The organism is Pseudomonadota bacterium, assembly GCA_038533575.1.
In the GTDB taxonomy this organism is placed as follows: domain Bacteria; phylum Pseudomonadota; class Alphaproteobacteria; order Rhodobacterales; family Rhodobacteraceae; genus Shimia_B.
In genome coordinates, this window is record JBCAYL010000001.1 from 1,202,284 (window position 1) to 1,219,199 (window position 16,916).

General features: G+C 65.9%; 21 protein-coding genes. 12 read left to right on the top strand and 9 right to left on the bottom strand.

What is annotated here, in order from left to right; genetic code table 11:
* The first annotated feature begins 327 nt into the window (after positions 1–327).
* Both AAFM92_06115 and AAFM92_06120 read left to right on the top strand, forming a co-directional pair.
* Positions 328–840 carry a hypothetical protein gene (locus tag AAFM92_06115; protein MEL7299941.1) on the top strand — a complete coding sequence of 171 codons (513 nt, stop codon included), beginning with the start codon at positions 328–330 and terminating at the stop codon, positions 838–840.
* Positions 841–901: 61 nt separating this feature from the next.
* Complete coding sequence (locus AAFM92_06120; protein MEL7299942.1) at positions 902–1,288, top strand: DUF4149 domain-containing protein; 387 nt, start codon at positions 902–904, stop codon at positions 1,286–1,288.
* A 79-nt stretch (positions 1,289–1,367) separates the two neighbouring features.
* Here the strand turns inward: AAFM92_06120 and tgt are convergent, their stop codons facing one another.
* A complete protein-coding gene (tgt, locus tag AAFM92_06125) occupies positions 1,368–2,498 on the bottom strand; it encodes a tRNA guanosine(34) transglycosylase Tgt (GenBank protein ID MEL7299943.1) in 1,131 nt (376 codons plus the stop codon).
* A gap of 80 nt (positions 2,499–2,578) precedes the next feature.
* Here tgt and rimK point away from each other — a divergent pair, with 80 nt between their 5' ends.
* Positions 2,579–3,976, top strand: coding sequence for a 30S ribosomal protein S6--L-glutamate ligase (gene rimK, locus AAFM92_06130; protein ID MEL7299944.1), 1,398 nt, complete (start codon positions 2,579–2,581; stop codon positions 3,974–3,976).
* A gap of 9 nt (positions 3,977–3,985) precedes the next feature.
* Here the strand turns inward: rimK and AAFM92_06135 are convergent, their stop codons facing one another.
* The gene (locus AAFM92_06135) at positions 3,986–4,282 is read right to left on the bottom strand and encodes a DUF6525 family protein (protein ID MEL7299945.1); all 297 of its coding nucleotides are present in this window, start codon (positions 4,280–4,282) and stop codon (positions 3,986–3,988) included.
* Between the two features lie 164 nt (positions 4,283–4,446).
* On the opposite strand from AAFM92_06135, the gene AAFM92_06140 reads away from it, so the two are divergent.
* The 3 genes from AAFM92_06140 to AAFM92_06150 are packed head-to-tail and all read left to right on the top strand — an operon-like array spanning position 4,447 to position 5,708.
* Positions 4,447–4,806: an SUF system Fe-S cluster assembly protein gene (locus tag AAFM92_06140; GenBank protein MEL7299946.1), complete on the top strand. Its 360-nt coding sequence runs from the start codon at positions 4,447–4,449 to the stop codon at positions 4,804–4,806.
* Positions 4,807–4,814: 8 nt separating this feature from the next.
* Complete coding sequence (locus AAFM92_06145; protein MEL7299947.1) at positions 4,815–5,144, top strand: TfoX/Sxy family protein; 330 nt, start codon at positions 4,815–4,817, stop codon at positions 5,142–5,144.
* A 36-nt stretch (positions 5,145–5,180) separates the two neighbouring features.
* Positions 5,181–5,708, top strand: a complete 528-nt coding sequence (locus tag AAFM92_06150; protein ID MEL7299948.1) for a sugar O-acetyltransferase — start codon at positions 5,181–5,183, stop codon at positions 5,706–5,708.
* Here AAFM92_06150 and AAFM92_06155 read toward each other — a convergent pair.
* Entirely contained in the window at positions 5,700–5,846 is a 147-nt protein-coding gene (locus AAFM92_06155; GenBank protein MEL7299949.1) for a hypothetical protein, read from the bottom strand. The genes AAFM92_06150 and AAFM92_06155 overlap by 9 nt on opposite strands.
* A gap of 85 nt (positions 5,847–5,931) precedes the next feature.
* Here AAFM92_06155 and AAFM92_06160 point away from each other — a divergent pair, with 85 nt between their 5' ends.
* Positions 5,932–6,753, top strand: a complete 822-nt coding sequence (locus AAFM92_06160) for a LysR family transcriptional regulator (protein ID MEL7299950.1) — start codon at positions 5,932–5,934, stop codon at positions 6,751–6,753.
* A 1-nt stretch (position 6,754) separates the two neighbouring features.
* On the opposite strand, the gene AAFM92_06165 is transcribed toward AAFM92_06160, so the two are convergent.
* Genes AAFM92_06165 through AAFM92_06175 form a run of 3 tightly spaced genes read right to left on the bottom strand, consistent with a single transcriptional unit; the run spans position 6,755 to position 9,153 of the window.
* A complete protein-coding gene (locus AAFM92_06165) occupies positions 6,755–7,486 on the bottom strand; it encodes an amino acid ABC transporter ATP-binding protein (GenBank protein MEL7299951.1) in 732 nt (243 codons plus the stop codon).
* On the bottom strand, positions 7,480–8,334 hold the full coding sequence (locus tag AAFM92_06170; GenBank protein ID MEL7299952.1) for an amino acid ABC transporter permease: 855 nt from the start codon (positions 8,332–8,334) through the stop codon (positions 7,480–7,482). The genes AAFM92_06165 and AAFM92_06170 overlap by 7 nt, the downstream gene beginning before the upstream one ends.
* A gap of 3 nt (positions 8,335–8,337) precedes the next feature.
* Entirely contained in the window at positions 8,338–9,153 is an 816-nt protein-coding gene (locus AAFM92_06175) for a transporter substrate-binding domain-containing protein (GenBank protein ID MEL7299953.1), read from the bottom strand.
* 137 nt (positions 9,154–9,290) lie between these two features.
* Here AAFM92_06175 and AAFM92_06180 point away from each other — a divergent pair, with 137 nt between their 5' ends.
* The 3 genes from AAFM92_06180 to AAFM92_06190 are packed head-to-tail and all read left to right on the top strand — an operon-like array spanning position 9,291 to position 12,104.
* On the top strand, positions 9,291–9,677 hold the full coding sequence (locus AAFM92_06180; protein MEL7299954.1) for an iron-sulfur cluster assembly accessory protein: 387 nt from the start codon (positions 9,291–9,293) through the stop codon (positions 9,675–9,677).
* A 59-nt stretch (positions 9,678–9,736) separates the two neighbouring features.
* On the top strand, positions 9,737–10,480 hold the full coding sequence (gene tpiA, locus AAFM92_06185; protein MEL7299955.1) for a triose-phosphate isomerase: 744 nt from the start codon (positions 9,737–9,739) through the stop codon (positions 10,478–10,480).
* A gap of 4 nt (positions 10,481–10,484) precedes the next feature.
* The gene (locus tag AAFM92_06190; GenBank protein MEL7299956.1) at positions 10,485–12,104 is read left to right on the top strand and encodes an iron ABC transporter permease; all 1,620 of its coding nucleotides are present in this window, start codon (positions 10,485–10,487) and stop codon (positions 12,102–12,104) included.
* Between the two features lie 46 nt (positions 12,105–12,150).
* Here AAFM92_06190 and AAFM92_06195 read toward each other — a convergent pair whose 3' ends face one another.
* A complete protein-coding gene (locus AAFM92_06195; protein MEL7299957.1) occupies positions 12,151–13,128 on the bottom strand; it encodes an extracellular solute-binding protein in 978 nt (325 codons plus the stop codon).
* A gap of 294 nt (positions 13,129–13,422) precedes the next feature.
* Between AAFM92_06195 and AAFM92_06200 the strand changes: the two genes are divergently transcribed.
* A complete protein-coding gene (locus AAFM92_06200) occupies positions 13,423–14,577 on the top strand; it encodes a cytochrome P450 (GenBank protein MEL7299958.1) in 1,155 nt (384 codons plus the stop codon).
* Here AAFM92_06200 and AAFM92_06205 read toward each other — a convergent pair.
* On the bottom strand, positions 14,574–15,047 hold the full coding sequence (locus tag AAFM92_06205; GenBank protein ID MEL7299959.1) for an Lrp/AsnC family transcriptional regulator: 474 nt from the start codon (positions 15,045–15,047) through the stop codon (positions 14,574–14,576). The genes AAFM92_06200 and AAFM92_06205 overlap by 4 nt on opposite strands.
* Before the next feature lie 121 nt (positions 15,048–15,168).
* Here AAFM92_06205 and AAFM92_06210 point away from each other — a divergent pair, with 121 nt between their 5' ends.
* The gene (locus tag AAFM92_06210; protein MEL7299960.1) at positions 15,169–15,987 is read left to right on the top strand and encodes a ferredoxin--NADP reductase; all 819 of its coding nucleotides are present in this window, start codon (positions 15,169–15,171) and stop codon (positions 15,985–15,987) included.
* Positions 15,988–16,054: 67 nt separating this feature from the next.
* Here AAFM92_06210 and AAFM92_06215 read toward each other — a convergent pair whose 3' ends face one another.
* Positions 16,055–16,891 carry a hypothetical protein gene (locus AAFM92_06215; protein ID MEL7299961.1) on the bottom strand — a complete coding sequence of 279 codons (837 nt, stop codon included), beginning with the start codon at positions 16,889–16,891 and terminating at the stop codon, positions 16,055–16,057.
* Positions 16,892–16,916 lie beyond the last annotated feature (25 nt).

The window sequence follows — 16,916 nt, forward strand, 5'->3', positions numbered from 1 at the left end:
TACCTATCCTTGTTTCTGGCAAAGTGCGGGCGTCCCGAGAGCGGCGACGCCGGCCTTTCCGACTGAGGTCAGCTGGAGCTAATGCCCGAGCCGTGCGGTTTCAACCGATCCGCGTTGCACATCACTGTGCCCCTGCGCGCGCCCTGCCGCAAGGCCGCAGGCCCAGATTTAGCGAGATAATCGGCCTCGGGGCCTAAATACTGTCCACAAGGCGTGGTGCAGTGGGAGCGGCGCGGGATCCGCGGGCGCGGCTGTTGACAGGGATGCTATTGGATAACCCTTCGTCTTCGCGCTACTTTTTATATGTCTCCAGTGAAAGGTCTTCGAATGCTGCTGCGCGCCGGTGTTTTCCTCCTCCCCTCCCTCTTGAGCGCCTGCGTGGCCACCGCGCCGATTACGCAGGCTCCCATCCAGATGCGTTTTTCCAATGACATCCGGGAGGCCTCCGTGACGGGCATCGACACGGTGATCGTGCGCAATCGCCTCAGGACGGGCGATACACGGGCAGAGCTCTCCGCCGTCCCCTGCCAGCTCACCGGGCCGGGATACGCCGCGCAATTCACGACCCCCGCCGCCGTCCAGCTCCCGCTTTTTCAGAACACGGCGCCGCAGCTTGCCCTGTCCTGCACCTACCAGGGTGAAACCCAGACGCGCACGCTCACAGCCGCCAATATCAGCGAACGCAAACGCCGCGAGGCGCGCCAGCGCGCTCTCGAGGACCTGGAGGAAGACGGCGTGTCCGGCACCCGGATCCTCCTGTCGCTCAACTTCGATCGCCGCCGCGAGGGCCGCTTCGATGTTTTCCGCTACCCGGACGCGACGTTCACGTTCCGACGCTGAGGAAGGCTGACACGGCGCAGGGATGCCCTAGCTCCCGCTCTGACCTTTTGGGAGCCCGGCCATGGAACAGATCGCCCTTCTCGCCACCGCCATCCTCTTCGGCGGCATGACCTTTTTCAGCTTCGGTTTCGCGCCGGTGCTCTTCAAGCAACTGCCGATGGAGCGCGTGCGACCGCTGCTGCGCGGGACGTTTCCCTATTATTACGCCGCGGTCATTCTGCTCGCGGCGCTCGCGACCGCACTCGCGTTCACGCAGAGCACGGGCGCCGGGCTCCTCCTTGCGCTCATCACGGTCAGCACGATCTACGCCCGGCAAGTTCTGATGAACCAGATCAACGCGGCCAGCGACGCGGGCGACACGAGAGCGTTCGGGCGGCTCCATGGGCTCTCGGTGGCGATCCAGCTCGTCCAGCTCGGGCTCTGTGGCTGGGCCCTGCTCCTGATCTGAAGACCGGATGCCTCCGGCGGCCCTCCGGGGGAGGTACGAGGCACAAAGAAGCGGGGTGTGCGCTCTTGCGGCGAGAGCGCTAGAGGGGCTCGATGTCCCCCTCGGCTCGGCGGGAGTGAAAGTCTGCCTCCCACGCGTCAAAGGTTCCTGCCGCGATGGCGGCCCGCATCCCTGCCATGATCTCCTGGAAGTAATGCAGGTTGTGCCATGTCAGCAGCATGCCAGAGATCATCTCGTTCGAACGGAAGACGTGGTGGAGGTAGGCGCGCGCGTAGTTCCGGCAGGCCGGACAGGTGCAGTCTTCATCGAGGGGGCGCGGATCGTCGGCATGGCGCGCATTCTTGATGTTGACGACGCCGCGCCGCGTGAAGGCCTGCCCCGTGCGGCCGGACCGGGAGGGCAGCACGCAATCCATCATGTCGATGCCGCGCTTCACCGCGCCCACGATGTCATCGGGCTTGCCCACCCCCATGAGATATCGGGGCTTCTTCACCGGCAGCTGTTCGGGCGCGTAGTCGAGACAGCCAAACATGGCCTCCTGCCCCTCGCCCACCGCCAGGCCGCCCACGGCGTAGCCGTCGAACTCGATGGCGCGCAACGCCTCCGCCGACCGGGCGCGCAGATCCTCTTCGAGCCCGCCCTGCTGAATCCCGAAGAGCGCGTGTCCGGGCCTGTCACCGAAGGCCTCACGCGAGCGCGCCGCCCATCGCATCGAGAGCTCCATGCTTTCCTCGATGCGCGTGCGGTCCGCCGGAAGGGCCGGGCATTCGTCGAAGCACATCACGATGTCGGAACCGAGAAGCCGCTGGATCTCCATGGATCGCTCGGGAGTGAGCGCGTGCTCGGAGCCGTCGATATGGCTCTTGAAGGTCACGCCGGTCTCATCGAGCTTCCGGAGGCCCGCGAGGCTCATGACCTGGAAGCCGCCGCTGTCAGTCAGGATCGGCCGCTCCCAGTTCATGAAGCGATGCAGGCCTCCGAGCGCGGCGATCCGCTCCGCCGTGGGACGCAGCATGAGATGGTAGGTGTTGCCGAGCAGGATATCGGCGCCCGTCGCGCGCACGGACTCGGGCATCATGGCCTTGACCGTCGCCGCCGTGCCCACGGGCATGAAGGCGGGCGTGCGCACCTCGCCGCGCGGCGTGCGGATGACGCCTGTGCGGGCGCGCCCGTCGCGCGCCGTCAGCTCAAACTCGAACCGGTCGCTCATCCCGGGAACCAACTCTTCTGCCTCTGGTTAATGTCGCGAGCTACGCCAAGACGCGCATAAAGCCAACGGGGAGAAATTGCATGAGCGACACGGCGATCAGTCTGGGCTGGGAGGAGTGGCTGTCCCTGCCGGATCTCGGCCTTCCCGCGATCAAGGCGAAGATCGACACCGGGGCCAAGACGTCAGCCCTCCATGCGTTCGATATCGAGCAATTCGGTCCGGCCACGCGCCCCAAGGTCCGCTTCGCCATCCATCCCATCCCGGGAAACCGCGATCTCACCATCCCCTGTTCGGCCACGGTCGTCGACCGCCGCGAGGTCACCTCGTCGAACGGGGAGACGGAGCTGCGATACGTCATCGAGACGCCGATCAAGTTCGGCGACCGCTCCTGGCCCATCCATGTTACCCTCACCGATCGCGACGGCATGGCCTACCGGATGCTGCTCGGACGACAGGCCTTCACCGAAGACACGATCGTGAACCCCACGGAAGCCTGCCTGCAGCCGGAGCTCAATTACGAGGCCTACACCGCGCCGCAGCTCAAGAAGGCGATCAAAAGCCGGGCCCTGCGCGTGGCGGTCCTGAGCCGCGAACCGAACAACTACTCGACGAAACGCATCGTTCTTGAGGGGGAAAAGCGCGGGCACACCGTGGAGGTCATCGACACCACGCGCTGTTACATGGCGATCAACGCGCGGGCGCCGGAGGTCTATTACGACGGCCAGCGCCTGCCGCGCTATGACGCGGTCATCCCCCGCATCGGCGCCTCCATCACCCCCTACGGCACCGCCATCATCCGCCAGTTCGAGACGTTGGGCACCTATTGCGTGAACGGGTCGGACGGGATCACCGCCTCCCGCGACAAGCTCCACGCGCACCAAGTCCTTGCGCGGCACGGGATCGGAATGCCGGTTACGGCCTTTGCGAACTCTCCGCAGGACACCGAGAACCTGATGAGCCTCGTGGGCACGGCACCTCTCATCGTGAAATTACTCGAATCCACGCAGGGTAAGGGCGTCGTGCTCGCAGAAACGAAGAAGGCGGCGCAGTCCGTCATCGATGCCTTCCGCGGCCTCAAGGCGAACTTTCTCGTGCAGGACTTCGTGAAGGAAGCCGCCGGCGAAGACATTCGATGCCTCGTCATCGCGGGCAAGGTGGTGGCGGCCATGAAGCGCACGAGCGCGGGCGACGATTTCCGCTCGAACCTGCATCGGGGCGGCACGGCGAAGGTGACAAAGCTCTCGAGGGCCGAACGTGAGGCGGCGACCAAGGCCGCGAGAGCCTTCAAGCTCGGCATCGCGGGAGTCGATCTGCTGCGGGGGGCCGAGGGGCCCAAGCTCCTCGAGGTGAACTCCTCTCCCGGTCTCGAAGGCATCGAGAAGAGCACGGGCAAGAACATCGCTGGGCTTCTCTTCGACGAGATCGAGACGCGCGTGCGCCCTGCCCCGCTGCGCAAGGGCCGGACGCGGAGTGCCTAGATCACGGTGCTAGTGCGGTTTACCCGGGGCATGACCCGCCGGATGGTCCACGCCCCAGACGAGCGCCGCATCCTTTTCGAGCTTCGCATTCTGCCGCCGGTCGAGCTCCTCGAGGGCCAGCGCGACGCTCCCGGTCTTTGCGAGCGCGCGATCGAAGGCCTTGCGCACGGTCGCCACACTCCAGGGCAGCACGGCGCTCGCCACCCAGCGCCGCAGCTCAGGCGGCAGCTGATCGAAGTCCTGCATCGGGCGCCGAGACGCCCGGCACCTCAAGCCGGTCATGCCAAGATTGCGGGCCATGGGCATCCTCCCGGAAGCAATCAGAGGTAGAATAGCAAACGGAGCCCCCTTGCGTCCAATGGAAGACGCCGAGCAGACCGCCGAAGCGCGGTTCGTCGCGCGTTGGAATGGCCGGGGAAAGAGTTTACGATGCTTCGTCTTGTGCATATATCGCCCACGAGGAGCGACACATGACCCAAATGAGCCAGGCAGAGGGCGATCTCGTAATTCGCCCGTCGACGACCGACCACACGCTCTATGACAGCGTGGTGGAAGCGATCCGGACGGTCTACGACCCGGAGATCCCCGTCAATATCTTCGATCTGGGCCTGATTTACACGATCTCGATCAGCGAAGAGAACGCCGTGCTTGTGATCATGACGCTGACCGCACCGGGCTGCCCGGTGGCCGAAGACATGCCCGGATGGGTAGCAGACGCCGTCGAGCCCCTTCCGGGGATCAAGCAGGTCGATGTAGAGATCACCTGGGACCCGCCCTGGGGCATGGACATGATGAGCGAGGAAGCCCGGCTCGAGCTCGGCTTCATGTGACGCGATAGATGGCGGTCACGGCAGAAGATATCGCCTTTGTCAGGGATCTCTTCTCCGGCCTGCCAGCATTGACCACGCGCAAGATGTTTGGCGGGCTCTCGGTCTATTCCGAGGGGCAGATCTTCGCAATCATCGGTCCGGAAAACCGCATCTACATCAAGGCCTCCGGTCCATTGGCTGAGGCGCTCGCCGCGGAGGGCGGCGCGCAATTTGTCTACGAGGGCAAGGAAAAGACGGCGTCCATGGGCTATTGGACGCTCCCGGAAAGCGCGCTCGATGACCCGGACGAGGCGGCGGACTGGGCACGGCGCGCTCTGGATGCAGCCGTGCGCGGCTGATCCTGCATGACAGACACCCGCAGCGAGAGAGAAAAGATGATCGCCGGCGATCTTTATCGCCCCGGTGATGCGGAGCTCGTGGCCGCGCGTGCCAGGGCACAGGAGCTCATGGCCGCTTATAACCGGACAACCGTCTCCGACGGTGACGCGCGTCGCCCGATCCTCGACGAGCTGCTCGGCTCGCGCGGCAAGGACTGCGCCATACGAGCGCCCTTCTACGTCGATTACGGCACCAATATTCACCTCGGTGACGACGTCTTCTTCAACTACGGCTGCACCGTGCTCGACATCTGCCCGGTGACCATCGGCGACCGAACGCAGATCGGCCCGATGACGCAAATCCTCGCCGCAGATCACCCGCGAGACGCGGAGAGCCGCGCCGCGTTTCTCGAGCTTGGCCAGCCCATAACCATTGGCGCGGATGTCTGGATCGGGGGTGGTGCGCTCATCTTGCCGGGCGTCACCATCGGGGACCACGCGATCATCGGCGCGGGCGCCGTTGTCACGCGGGACGTGCGCGACGGTGTGACCGTTGCGGGCAATCCGGCCCGCCCCCTACGCTAAGCCAAGCACTGCGCGCAGCCGTGCCCAGAGCCGCGCGCGGCGCTCGATGCGATCTTTTGCTACCAATTTTGCAAACAGCGCGCGCTCCTTCTCTGCTTCTGTTTTGGCGGGACGCGGCGGAAAGAACCAAACGGCCATGGACTTACTCCTTTGTGTCTCGGGAGTAAGATACGCCACGGCCCCGCCCTTGCATCCCGGCCAAATCGCAACCACACTTTCATTCATGCAAATGCCTTGGGACGATCTCGCGCTTTTCTCCGCCGTGGCCCGCCACGGTGCCTTGGCCCGTGCCGCGCAAGAAACAGGCGTGAGCGCCGCCACCCTGTCGCGCCGGATGACCTCGCTCGAGGCGCGGATGGGGCGCAGGCTCTTTCTGCACGGCGCGCAAGGCTACACGCCCACCGCCGAAGGCCGCGCGCTCCTGCAGCGGACCGAGCGCATGGAGGCCGCTGCCGCCGATATCGCCACCTGGCGCGAGGCGCAGGCCGGACCGGTGCGCGTGCGGATCTCCGCCGGGACGTGGACCGCGCTGCATTTGGCTGAGAATATCGCGCAAGTCTGGCAGCCCGGCGCTATCTGGGTGCCGGAATTCCTGCATTGCAACCTCGAGATGGATATCGCGCGGCGCGAGATCGACATCGGCCTCCGCAATCGCAGGCCGGAACAGCCATGGCTGGCCGGGCGCGCCATCGGATCGGTGTCCTTCGCCGCCTATGGGCGGCCTGGAGTCTCCGGTTGGATCGGGGCCTCCTATGATGCGGCTGCCACGGCGTCGTCGACCTGGGTAGCGCGGCACCACGGCGCCGACATAGTCACGACGGCCAATGATCCAAGGCTGGCTCTCGCCATGGCAGAGGCCGGCATCGGGCAGGTCATGCTGCCGACCTTCGTGGGAGAAGCGCGGCAGGAGCTGGAGCGAAAAGGCGAGATCATCGAAGAGCTTACGCACCATCGTTGGCTCGTAAGCCACCATGAGGGCCGCCACGAGCCCGGCATCCGTGCGGCGCTCGATGCGCTGGCCGATTACCTCGCGGCCTTGCCCTAGCTCACTTGATCGTCCGCGCGAGAAAGGCCTGGGTCTCCGCGCGCTTCGGCGCTGCGAGCACCTGCGCGGGCGGTCCCTCCTCCACCACGCGCCCATCCTTCAAAAAACACACCTTGTCAGCAGCTTCTCGGGCGAAGTTCATCTCGTGGGTGGCGAGGACCATCGTCATGCCGTCACCCTTCAGCGTGCGCAGGACATCGAGCACCTCGCCCACGAGCTGGGGGTCGAGCGCGCTGGTGATCTCGTCGAAGAGCATCACCTCGGGCCGCATGGCCAGCGCGCGCACGATCGCCACACGCTGCTGCTGCCCACCGGACAGCTGATCCGGATAGTGGCCCCTGCGATCTGCGAGACCGAACCTCTCGAAAAGCGCTGTGATCTCAGGGCGTAACGCCTCGACGCTCATCCCGCGCACACGGCGCGGCGCGAGCATCGCATTCTCTTCCGCCGTCATGTGCGGAAAGAGGTTGTAGCTCTGGAAGACCATGCCGATGCGCCGCCGCACGGGCTCGGGATCGAGCCCGGGCACGCTGATATCCTCGCCATCCAGATAGATCGCGCCGTCCTCGATGGGCTCGAGGAGGTTGATGCAGCGCAGCAGCGTGGACTTGCCGGCGCCGGAGGCACCGATAAGGCAGACCATCTGCCCCTCTTCGACGTCGAGCGAGATCCCGTCGCAGACCCGATTTGACCCGAATTCCTTGACCACGTCCCGCAGCGCGAGCTTCATGATCGCTCCCGCGCCTGCTTGGAGATGAGATAATCCGCGTAGCGGGTTGCCGGGATGGTGATCGCCAGAAAGATCAGCGCGGCCCCGACATAGGGTGTGAAATTCGCGAGAAGCGATTTGTAGACGCCCGCCTGCCGGAAGATCTCCACGGGCCCGATGAAGCTGAGGAGTGCCACGTCCTTCTGGAGCGCAATGAGCATGTTCATCTGGGCCGGGATCACCCGGCGGATCGCTTGCGGCAGGATCACGTAGCGCATGGTGTCCCGGTCGCTCAGGCCCAGCGATTGCGCTGCCGCGCGCTGGGAGGTGTGCACGCTCTCGATGCCCCCGCGAAAGATCTCGGCCACGTAGGCCGAATAGGTCAGCACAAGCGCCACGGTCCCCCAGATGTACGGGCTGTTCCACGGGCGCGGCAGCCCGAGCCCGGGGATGCCGAAGCCGATGAGATAGACCGTCAGGATCACGGGCAGGCCGCGAAACACATCCGTGTAGGCCGCGCCGAAGATGCGCAGCGGAAAAAGCACCGGCGACCGCGCATCGCGCATCAGCGCGACCCCGAGGCCAAGCACCGCGATGAGCGGCGCGGACCACGCGAAGATCATCAGGTTCTGCAAGAAGGCGTCGAGCAGCCCCGGGAAGGTGCGCGCGAAGACGTCTCCGTTGAAAAAGCTGCGCGCGACCTTCTCCCAGCCCGGCGCCATCGGCACGAGCACGATGATCGCCGCGAAGACGGCCGCCGTGGACGCCCCCGCGATCAGGAGCGAGCGGCGCCTTATCCGGTCTTCGTAGATCTGACGGCGCGTCCGCGGCAGCTTTTGCCCGCGCCGCGCCCCCTCGTCGGCCAAGGCCATGGGTTACTCCGCGATGAGCGGCACGCCGGTCGTGTCCTGCAGCCACTGCGCCTCGATATCGGCCAATTGCCCGCTTTCCGTGATCGCGGCGAGCGCGGCATCCACGCATTCCTTGAGCGCGTTGCCCTCTTCCATGAGCATGCCGAATTGATCCGGGATCTCCGTGCGGTCGGCCGGGAACTGGCCGATGACCTGGCTATCTTCGATGACCACGGCCGACAGGAAGAGCGCCGTGGGCAGGTCAAAGAGCGCGGCGTCGATCTGGCCTGCCTGCATGGCGGCCGTGACATCGGCGTTATCGCCATAAAGGAGTGGCTGGCTCGTGGGCTCGATCGTTTCGAGGAGCTTCGGCACCGCGGTCGTGGTCCCGACCGCGCCCCATTGCAGGTCGCGCAGCGCGCCGAGCTCCGCGGGGGTGGAGGATGCGGGACCCACGGCCAGCACAGCCATGGCCGCGCTGTAGTAGGGCGCCGAGAAGTCCACCATCATGTCGCGCTCCGCGGTGATCGAGTATTGCTGAATGTTGACGTCGAAATTCTTAGCACCGGGCTGGATCGCCTCGTCGAAGGAGGTGCGCACCCACACGACATCCTCGGCCGCGAGCCCCATCTCCTCGGCCACCGCGTAGGCCACGGCTGCCTCGAAGCCCATGCCGGACTGGGGATTGTCGTCCATGACCCACGGGAAATAGGCCGGGTTGCCCGTCGCGACGGTCAATTTGCCCTCCGTGATCGTCTTGCCTTCGTAGCAGGCATGACCGCCTGCGAGAGCGGTGGTGGCGGTGAGCGTGAGTGCAGTGGTGATCGCGAGGAATTTCATGGCAGCCTCCCTTGTTGCTTCGGCTCAGTATGGACCCGCACGTCGGAGTGTCCAGCCTTCGGGGGCCCATGCGGCCATGCCCTTGAGCGACCACGCAAAAGAGCCTATCTTTTGGCTTCCAGCGCAGGAGACGCCGCATGTTTGGCATTCCGGGCCAAGCCCCCGTGACCATCACCCCCGCCGCCGTGAAGCAGATCTCAAAGCTCATGGCGAAGGGCGGAAAGTACGGCATGAAGATCGGGCTGAAGAAGGGCGGCTGCGCGGGCATGGAATACACCATGGATTACGTGGACGGCGCAGAGCCATCCGACGAGGTCGTCGAGCAGGATGGCGCGCGCGTGCTCATCGCGCCCACGGCGCAGATGTTCCTCTTCGGCACCGAGATCGACTACCAGACCTCGCTCCTCGAGAGCTCCTTCACGTTCAACAATCCGAACGTGACAGAGGCCTGCGGATGCGGGGAATCGATCAAGTTCGAGCCCGTTGAAAAGCTCGACCCCAACGCCATCCCGAAGATCTCGTAAGCCCCTGCTTGACGCCCCCGTGCCCTGCGCGACATTGAGGGCCGAAAAGGAGAGATCCCATGCGCAAGCTTGCAGCCGGAAACTGGAAAATGAACGGGATGGGCAGCGCGATCGCCGAGGCGCGCGCCGTGTCCATCGCCAATCAGACCCCGTCGGTCGATGTGCTTCTGGCGCCGCCCGCCACGCTGCTGACGCGCATGGCCGAAGCGCTCGCCAATTCCTCCGTCTCGCTGGGCGCGCAGGATTGCCATGCCGCCGAAAGCGGTGCGCATACCGGTGATATCGCGGCGCCCATGCTAGCCGAGGCCGGGGCCAGCGCCGTCATCGTCGGGCATTCGGAGCGTCGCACGGACCACGCCGAGACAGACGCGCTGGTGAAAGCCAAGGCCGAAGCCGCCATTGCCGCGGGTCTCGGGGCCATCGTCTGCATCGGCGAGACCCTGGCCGAACGGGAAGCGGGCCAGACCCTCGAGATCGTGCGGCGCCAGCTCTCGGGCTCCCTGCCCGCCGGCGCCACGCCTGCCAACACTGTCATCGCCTACGAGCCCGTCTGGGCCATCGGGACCGGCGTCGTGGCGACGCCCGAGCAGATCGCGGAGGTCCATGCCGACCTGCGCAAGGAGCTTTCGAAGCTCATGGATGGCGCGGACGAGGTGCGGCTCCTCTATGGCGGATCCGTGAAGGCCGCCAATGCCGCCGAGATCTTTGCCATCGGCGACGTTGACGGGGCGCTCGTGGGCGGGGCCTCACTGAAGGCGGACGACTTCAACCCGATCATCGCAGCGCTGGAAGCGGCACCCTGACGCCATGAGGGCGAACTGGCTCGGCTTTGGCGCGGTCAGCGCGGCGGCGCTCTGTCTGCTGCCCATGGCGTTCGTCGCGGGCGTCGCCGCCACCGGGACACTCGACACCGTGCGGCAGCTCGCCAACACGGTGCTCCTCGACTACACGCTCACGACGCTCATCCTCATCGTGCTGGTGGCGATCGGCACCGCGAGCATCGGGACGGGCTGCGCGTGGCTGGTGACGATGACGCGGTTTCCCGGCGCGCGCCTCTTCGAGATCGCGCTGGCCCTGCCCTTCGCCTTCCCTGCCTACGTGCTGGCCTATGCCTACACCGACGTGCTCGACCATCCCGGCATCGTCCAATCCCTCCTGCGCGACCTGACAGGCTGGGGCCCGCGCGACTACTGGTTCCCCGAGATCAGGTCGGTCGGAGGGGCGGCGCTCATGCTGACGCTCGTGCTCTACCCCTATGTCTACCTCCTCGCCCGCGCCGCGTTTCTGCAGCAGAGCGCGACGGCCTACCTCGCCGCACGCTCCCTCGGGCGCGGTCCGCTTGGGGCCTTCCTCGGTGCCTCGGTCCCACTGGCGCGCCCGGCTATCATGGGCGGGGTGCTTCTGGCCGTCATGGAGACGCTGGCGGATTTCGGCACCGTCTCCTTCTTCGGCGTGCAGACATTCGCGACGGGCATCTACCGGTCCTGGCTGGGCTTCGCGGACCGTCCCGCCACCGCGCAGCTCGCGCTCTGCCTCCTCCTCGCGGCACTCTTGATCGGGCTCCTCGAACGGGCCCAGCGCGGTCGCGCGCGCCACCACGGGGCGGGCAAGCGGCACGAACGGGTGGGCATGGTGACGCTGACGGGCGCGGCGCGCTGGTGGGCCATGGCGGCCTGTGCGTTGCCGGTCATCCTCGGCTTCGCGCTCCCGGTCGTGATCCTCTTCTCCATGGCGCTCAATTCCGAGCAGGATCTCTTCTCTGCGCGCTACCTTCTTTTCCTGAAGAACTCGCTCACGCTAGCGTCCGTCGCGGCCATCGTCACGGTGGCCTTCGCGATCCTCATCGGCGCGAGCCAACGTCTGCGCCCAACGCCTGTTGCCCATGCGTCCGCGCAAATCGCGCGGTTGGGCTACGCCGTGCCGGGCGGGGTCATCGCGGTGGGGCTCATGGTGCCCTTCGCCACGCTCGACAATCGTATCGACGCCTTCATGGAGGGGACGTTCGGCATCGACACGGGGCTCCTCATCACGGGGTCGATCTGGCTGCTCGTGGTCGCCTACGCGGTGCGCTTCATGGCCGCCGCGCTCAATGCCTTCGAGGGCGGCATGGCCACGCTCAACCCCAATACCGAGGCCGTGGCGCGCACGCTGGGCTCCGGCCCGGGCATGCTGCTGCGGCGCATCTTCGTTCCAGCGCTCTGGCCCTCGGTGGCCACTGCGCTCCTCATCGTCTTCGTGGACGTGATGAAAGAGCTCCCGGCGACGCTCATCATGCGGCCCTTCAACTACGACACGCTGGCCGTGCAGGCCCATCGACTGGCCTCCGACGAGCGCCTCGAAGGGGCGGCCGTGCCGTCGCTCGTGCTGGTGGCGGTGGGGCTCTTGCCGGTGATCCTGCTCTGCCGGACGCTCGGCAGGCGCAAATAAAAAAGCCCCCGGCTGAACCGGGGGCCTTCGACGCTCAGCGGGGCGATTACTCCCAGCCGGCGTTCGTCAGGATCGTGTTGGCCTCGTCGATATTGTCGGCGATCGTGGCAAGATCGATCGTGTCCGGGCGGAAGATGCCCAGTGTCGCCACCGAGTCGCTCAGACCGACGCCCGGCACCGCCGGATACTCGTCATTGCCCGCCGAGAAGTACTGCTGAGCTTGCTCTGACGCGAGATACTCCAGGAACTTCACCGCGTTCTCGCGGTTGGGCGCGTTGGCTGCCACGCCACCGCCGGAGATGTTCATGTGCGCGCCGATGGAGTTCTGGTTCGGGAAGACCCAGCCGATGCCCGCGAGATCCTCGGCGGTCATGGTGCTGTCGCCCTTCCGCAGGGCGCGCGCGTAGTAATAGGTGTTGGACATGGCGATGTCGCACTCGCCCGAGGCAATGCCGCGCAGCTGGTCGGTGTCGCCGCCCTGGGGATCGCGGGCGAAGTTTCCGACGACGGCCGTCGCCCAATCCTGGATCGCCTCCTCACCGAGATGCGCGGTGAGCGCTGCCACGATGTTTTGCGTGTAGACGTTGGAGGATGACCGGATGCAGACCATGCCGGCGTATTCCGGGCTTGCGAGGTCCTGATAGGTCATCGGCGGGTTGGCCACGTCATCCTTGTCATAGAACAGGATGCGCGAGCGCTGCGAGAAGCCGAACCAGTTGTTGTCGTCGTCCTGCAGATAGGCCGGGATCGCGGCCTCGAGGACCTCGCTTTCCACCGGCTGCAGCAGGCCGAGCTCTTTCGCGCGCGTCAGGCGCACGGTGTCGACGGTCATGAAGATGTCTGCGGGAGAGTTCGCACCCTCGGTCTGCATGCGCGCGATGAGATCGTCTGCGCCTGCTTCGATGCGGTTGACGGTGATGCCGGTCAGCTCGGTGAAATCCGAGTAGAGGCGCTCGTCGGTGTCGTAATGGCGCGAGGAGTAGAGGTTCAGCTCACCCTCCGCGAACACTGCCGGAGCGGACATGGCACAGATGAAGGCGGAGCCCAGAAGCCGGGCACGAAGAGTGGTCATTGCGGTCTCCCTTAGTGCGGCTCTCTGAATGAAAGCCTGACGCAATTAGTCAACTACCGTGTTGAGCCCTGAGGTCAACTGCGTCAGGCGACATTTTTTATCATTTTAGTAAGGAATTCGTGCGCGCTGTGCACCTGGGCGCGTGGAGACCTCGATCCAAGCTATGCCCTGCATTTTTTATGGAGAATGCGTGTGTCGGGCGCACGGTCCCTTGCGCAGGGCCGCGCGGCATCGGATGCAGGCGCCATGGAACGCTTCAGCCAGGACCCCTCCGAGCCCGATTTCGTACAGAACCCCTACCCGGCCTACGACCGCGCGCGCGCCTTGGGTGAGATCGTCTGGTGGGAGGAGTACGCAATGGCCGCCGCCGTGAGCCACAGCGCGGTCAGTGCGATCCTCAAGAGCCGATCTGCGGGGCGGACGCCGCTCTCTCCGCCCGCCGTGCCGGATCACCTCCGTGCCTTTTACGCGGTGGAGGCGCATTCCATGCTGGAGCTCGAGCCCCCGCGGCACACGCGGCTGCGCGGCCTTGTCCTCCGCGCCTTCACGGGGCGCCGCGTGCGCGAACTCGGGCCGGAGATCGAGGCGCTCGCAGCCGAGCTCGTGGCCGACCTGCCGCGCGGCGCGGCCTTCGACATCCTCGAGCACTTCGCCCGCCCCCTGCCCGTGCGCGTGATCGCGCGGCTTCTTGGGGTGCCGGAGACCATGGCCCCTGACCTCCTCGCCTGGTCGAACGCCATGGTCGCGATGTACCAGACCGGCCGCACGCGAGACATCGAGATGGCGGCCAGCCGGGCTGCCACGGAGTTCAGCGACTTCCTGCGCGGCTACGTGAAGGAGCGCCGCACCCGCCCCGCCGACGATCTCATCACCCATCTCATCGCCGCCGAAGAAGACGGGCAGATGCTCAGCACAGACGAGCTCATCACCACCTGCATCCTGCTTCTGAACGCGGGGCACGAGGCCACGGTGCACACGCTGGGCAACGGGCTCGCGGTCCTCCTGCGCGAGGGCCTGACGGATGTGTCCGAGAACAGCGTGGAGGAAATCCTGCGCTACGACCCACCGCTCCATATCTTCACGCGCTGGATCTACGAGGACACCGAGATTGCAGGTCACACCCTGAAGCGCGGCGACGAGGTGGCCTGCGTCCTCGGCGCGGCAAACAGGGATCCGGCGGTTTTCCCCGATCCCCATCGCTTTGACCCGTCGCGCCCGGCGAAAGCGCACGTGGCCTTTGGCACGGGCCTCCATTTCTGCGTGGGCGCGCCCCTTGCGCGGCTCGAGCTGCTGCTTGGCCTCCGGGCGCTCCCGCCGCTGCGGCTCGAGGCCCCGCCTGTCTATGGCGACACGTACCACTTTCACGGGCTCGAGGCGCTGCAGGTCTCGCTCGCAAGCTAGAGCGGCAGCGCGCGCGTGCTTTTCAGCTCTTCCATGCTCAGGAGCGCGGTGACGTTGTAGACTTTCACCTCTGCGATCATCGCCTGGTAGAAGTCATCATAAGCCCGCGCATTCGCCACCCTGACTTTCAGGATGTAATCGATATCGCCCGCGAGGCGGTGCGCCTCCTGCACTTCCGGGCGCTTGCGAATGGCCGTAAGAAACTTCTCCTGCCATGCCGCGTCATGCTCGGACGTTCGGATCAGGACGAAAAAGCACGCCTCGAACCCGAGCGCCTCGGCATCGAGCTCCACGGTCTGGTGCTTGAGGATGCCCGCCTCGCGCATCTTCTTGATCCGGTTCCACACGGGCGTCTTCGACGAACTCACGACCTTCGCGATCTCATCGAGGGAGCGCGCCGCATCCCGCTGCAATTCGGCGAGGATCTTGCGATCGAGATCGTCGATGCGGATGTCTTTACGAGAAGTCATGGCGCTCCTTAGAAACAGATGCCGCGCGGATCAAGCGACGCGCGTGCGCCTTGACACCCGCGCCACCGCCACGCACATCGCAGCTGTAAAGCAGCGCTGACACATTCAGAGGCCCGCCCCCGTGAACCAAGCGACCCCAGTCCTCCCCGACGCCCAGACCGTGCTCGACGTGAAGCACTACACGGACCGCCTGTTTCGTTTCCGCGTGACGCGGCCGGCCTCGCTGCGCTTCCGGTCCGGGGAGTTCGTGATGATCGGGCTCATGGGCGACCCGGACCCGGCGACGGGCAAGGCAAAGCCCATCCTGCGTGCCTATTCAATCGCCTCGCCCTCCTGGGACGACGGGCTCGATTTTTACTCGATCAAGGTCCCGGACGGCCCGCTCACGTCAAAGCTCCAGAAGATCGAGCCGGGCGATCAGGTGATCCTGCGCCCGAAGCCCGTGGGCACGCTCGTTCACGACGCGCTCTTGCCCGGAAAGCGGCTCTGGCTCTTTTCCACCGGCACGGGTTTCGCGCCCTTCGCCTCGATCCTGCGGGATCCCGAGACCTACGAGAAGTTCGAGCGCGTCATCGTCACCCATACCTGCCGCGACGTGGCCGAACTGGCCTATTCCCGCGAGATCGTCGACCACATCCGGACCGATGAAATGATGGCCGAGCTTCTCGGCGCGGGCAGCATCGAAAAACTCACGTATTATCCCACCACCACCCGCGAAGAGAGCCCGACGATGGGGCGCATCACCACGCGCCTCGAGGACGGCTCCCTCTTTGCGGATCTCGGTGTGGCGGGGATGACGGCCGAGGAGGACCGCGCCATGATCTGCGGCTCCATCGGCCTCAACAGCGATCTGAAGAAGATTCTGGAAGGCTTCGGCCTCGAGGAAGGGGCAAACTCCGATCCCAAGCACTTCGTGGTGGAGCGGGCCTTCGTGGGCTGACACGCAAGAGGCCGATCCGTGGCGACGGACCGGGCTTCTTCATTTTTCAGGCATTGAGACGGCGCGTTTACTGGCCGCCGAACTCGTTGCGCACCTGGCGGATCACGTTTTGCAGCATCTCGGGGCTCTCCTGGGCCGCCTCGATGGCCGTCATGAGGCCCATCTTCACGTCCGTGTCGAGATCCGAGCCCTGCACCATCTCCGCCACGCCTTCAAAGTCGAAGCTTTCCGGGTTGAGCATTTCATTCAGTTCCACTGGGTCGACCGCTTCCGGCGCGGGCTGCAGCTCGATCGTGCGCGACGCGTCAGAGGTCGTCTCCACGTCCTCTTCCGGCGTCAGGACGTCCTGCACGGCCGCAGCGCCTTCTTCCACGGCGTTTGCGGCGCCCGTGGCGGCCTCGGTCGTGGTATCCACGGCAGCCTCACCGGTTTCCGTTGCAGCTTCCGCGGCCTCGTCGAGCGCTGCGCCTGCTTCATCGGTGGCCTCGTCCGCGGCCCCGGTGACGCTCTCGAGGGCGTTGTCCATCGCCTCGGTCGCTGTTTCCATGGCCCCTTCGGCGGCCTCCATGGCCCCTTCAACCGCGTCCTCGGCGGCGGCGGTCGCGTCGTCGACGGCTTCCTCCGCGGCGGCGGTCGCGTCGTTCACGGCCTCTTCGGCGGCGGCGGTGGCCTCCTCAACGGCGCCCTCCACCGTGGTCATCGCGTCTTCCGTGGCTTGCTCGGCCGCCTCGGTGGCGGCTCCCGCGGCCTCACCGGCCTCCTCCACTGCGTCCTCGGCGGCGTCGACAGCCTCTTCCGCGGCGGCGGCCGGTTCCTCGGAGGCCGTACCGAAGCCGCCGCTCGAATACACGTAGGCCCCGCCCGCGACGACGGCGGCGATAACAATCCAAATCACATAGCGCATGGCGCTTCCTTTCTTCCGTGGCGCG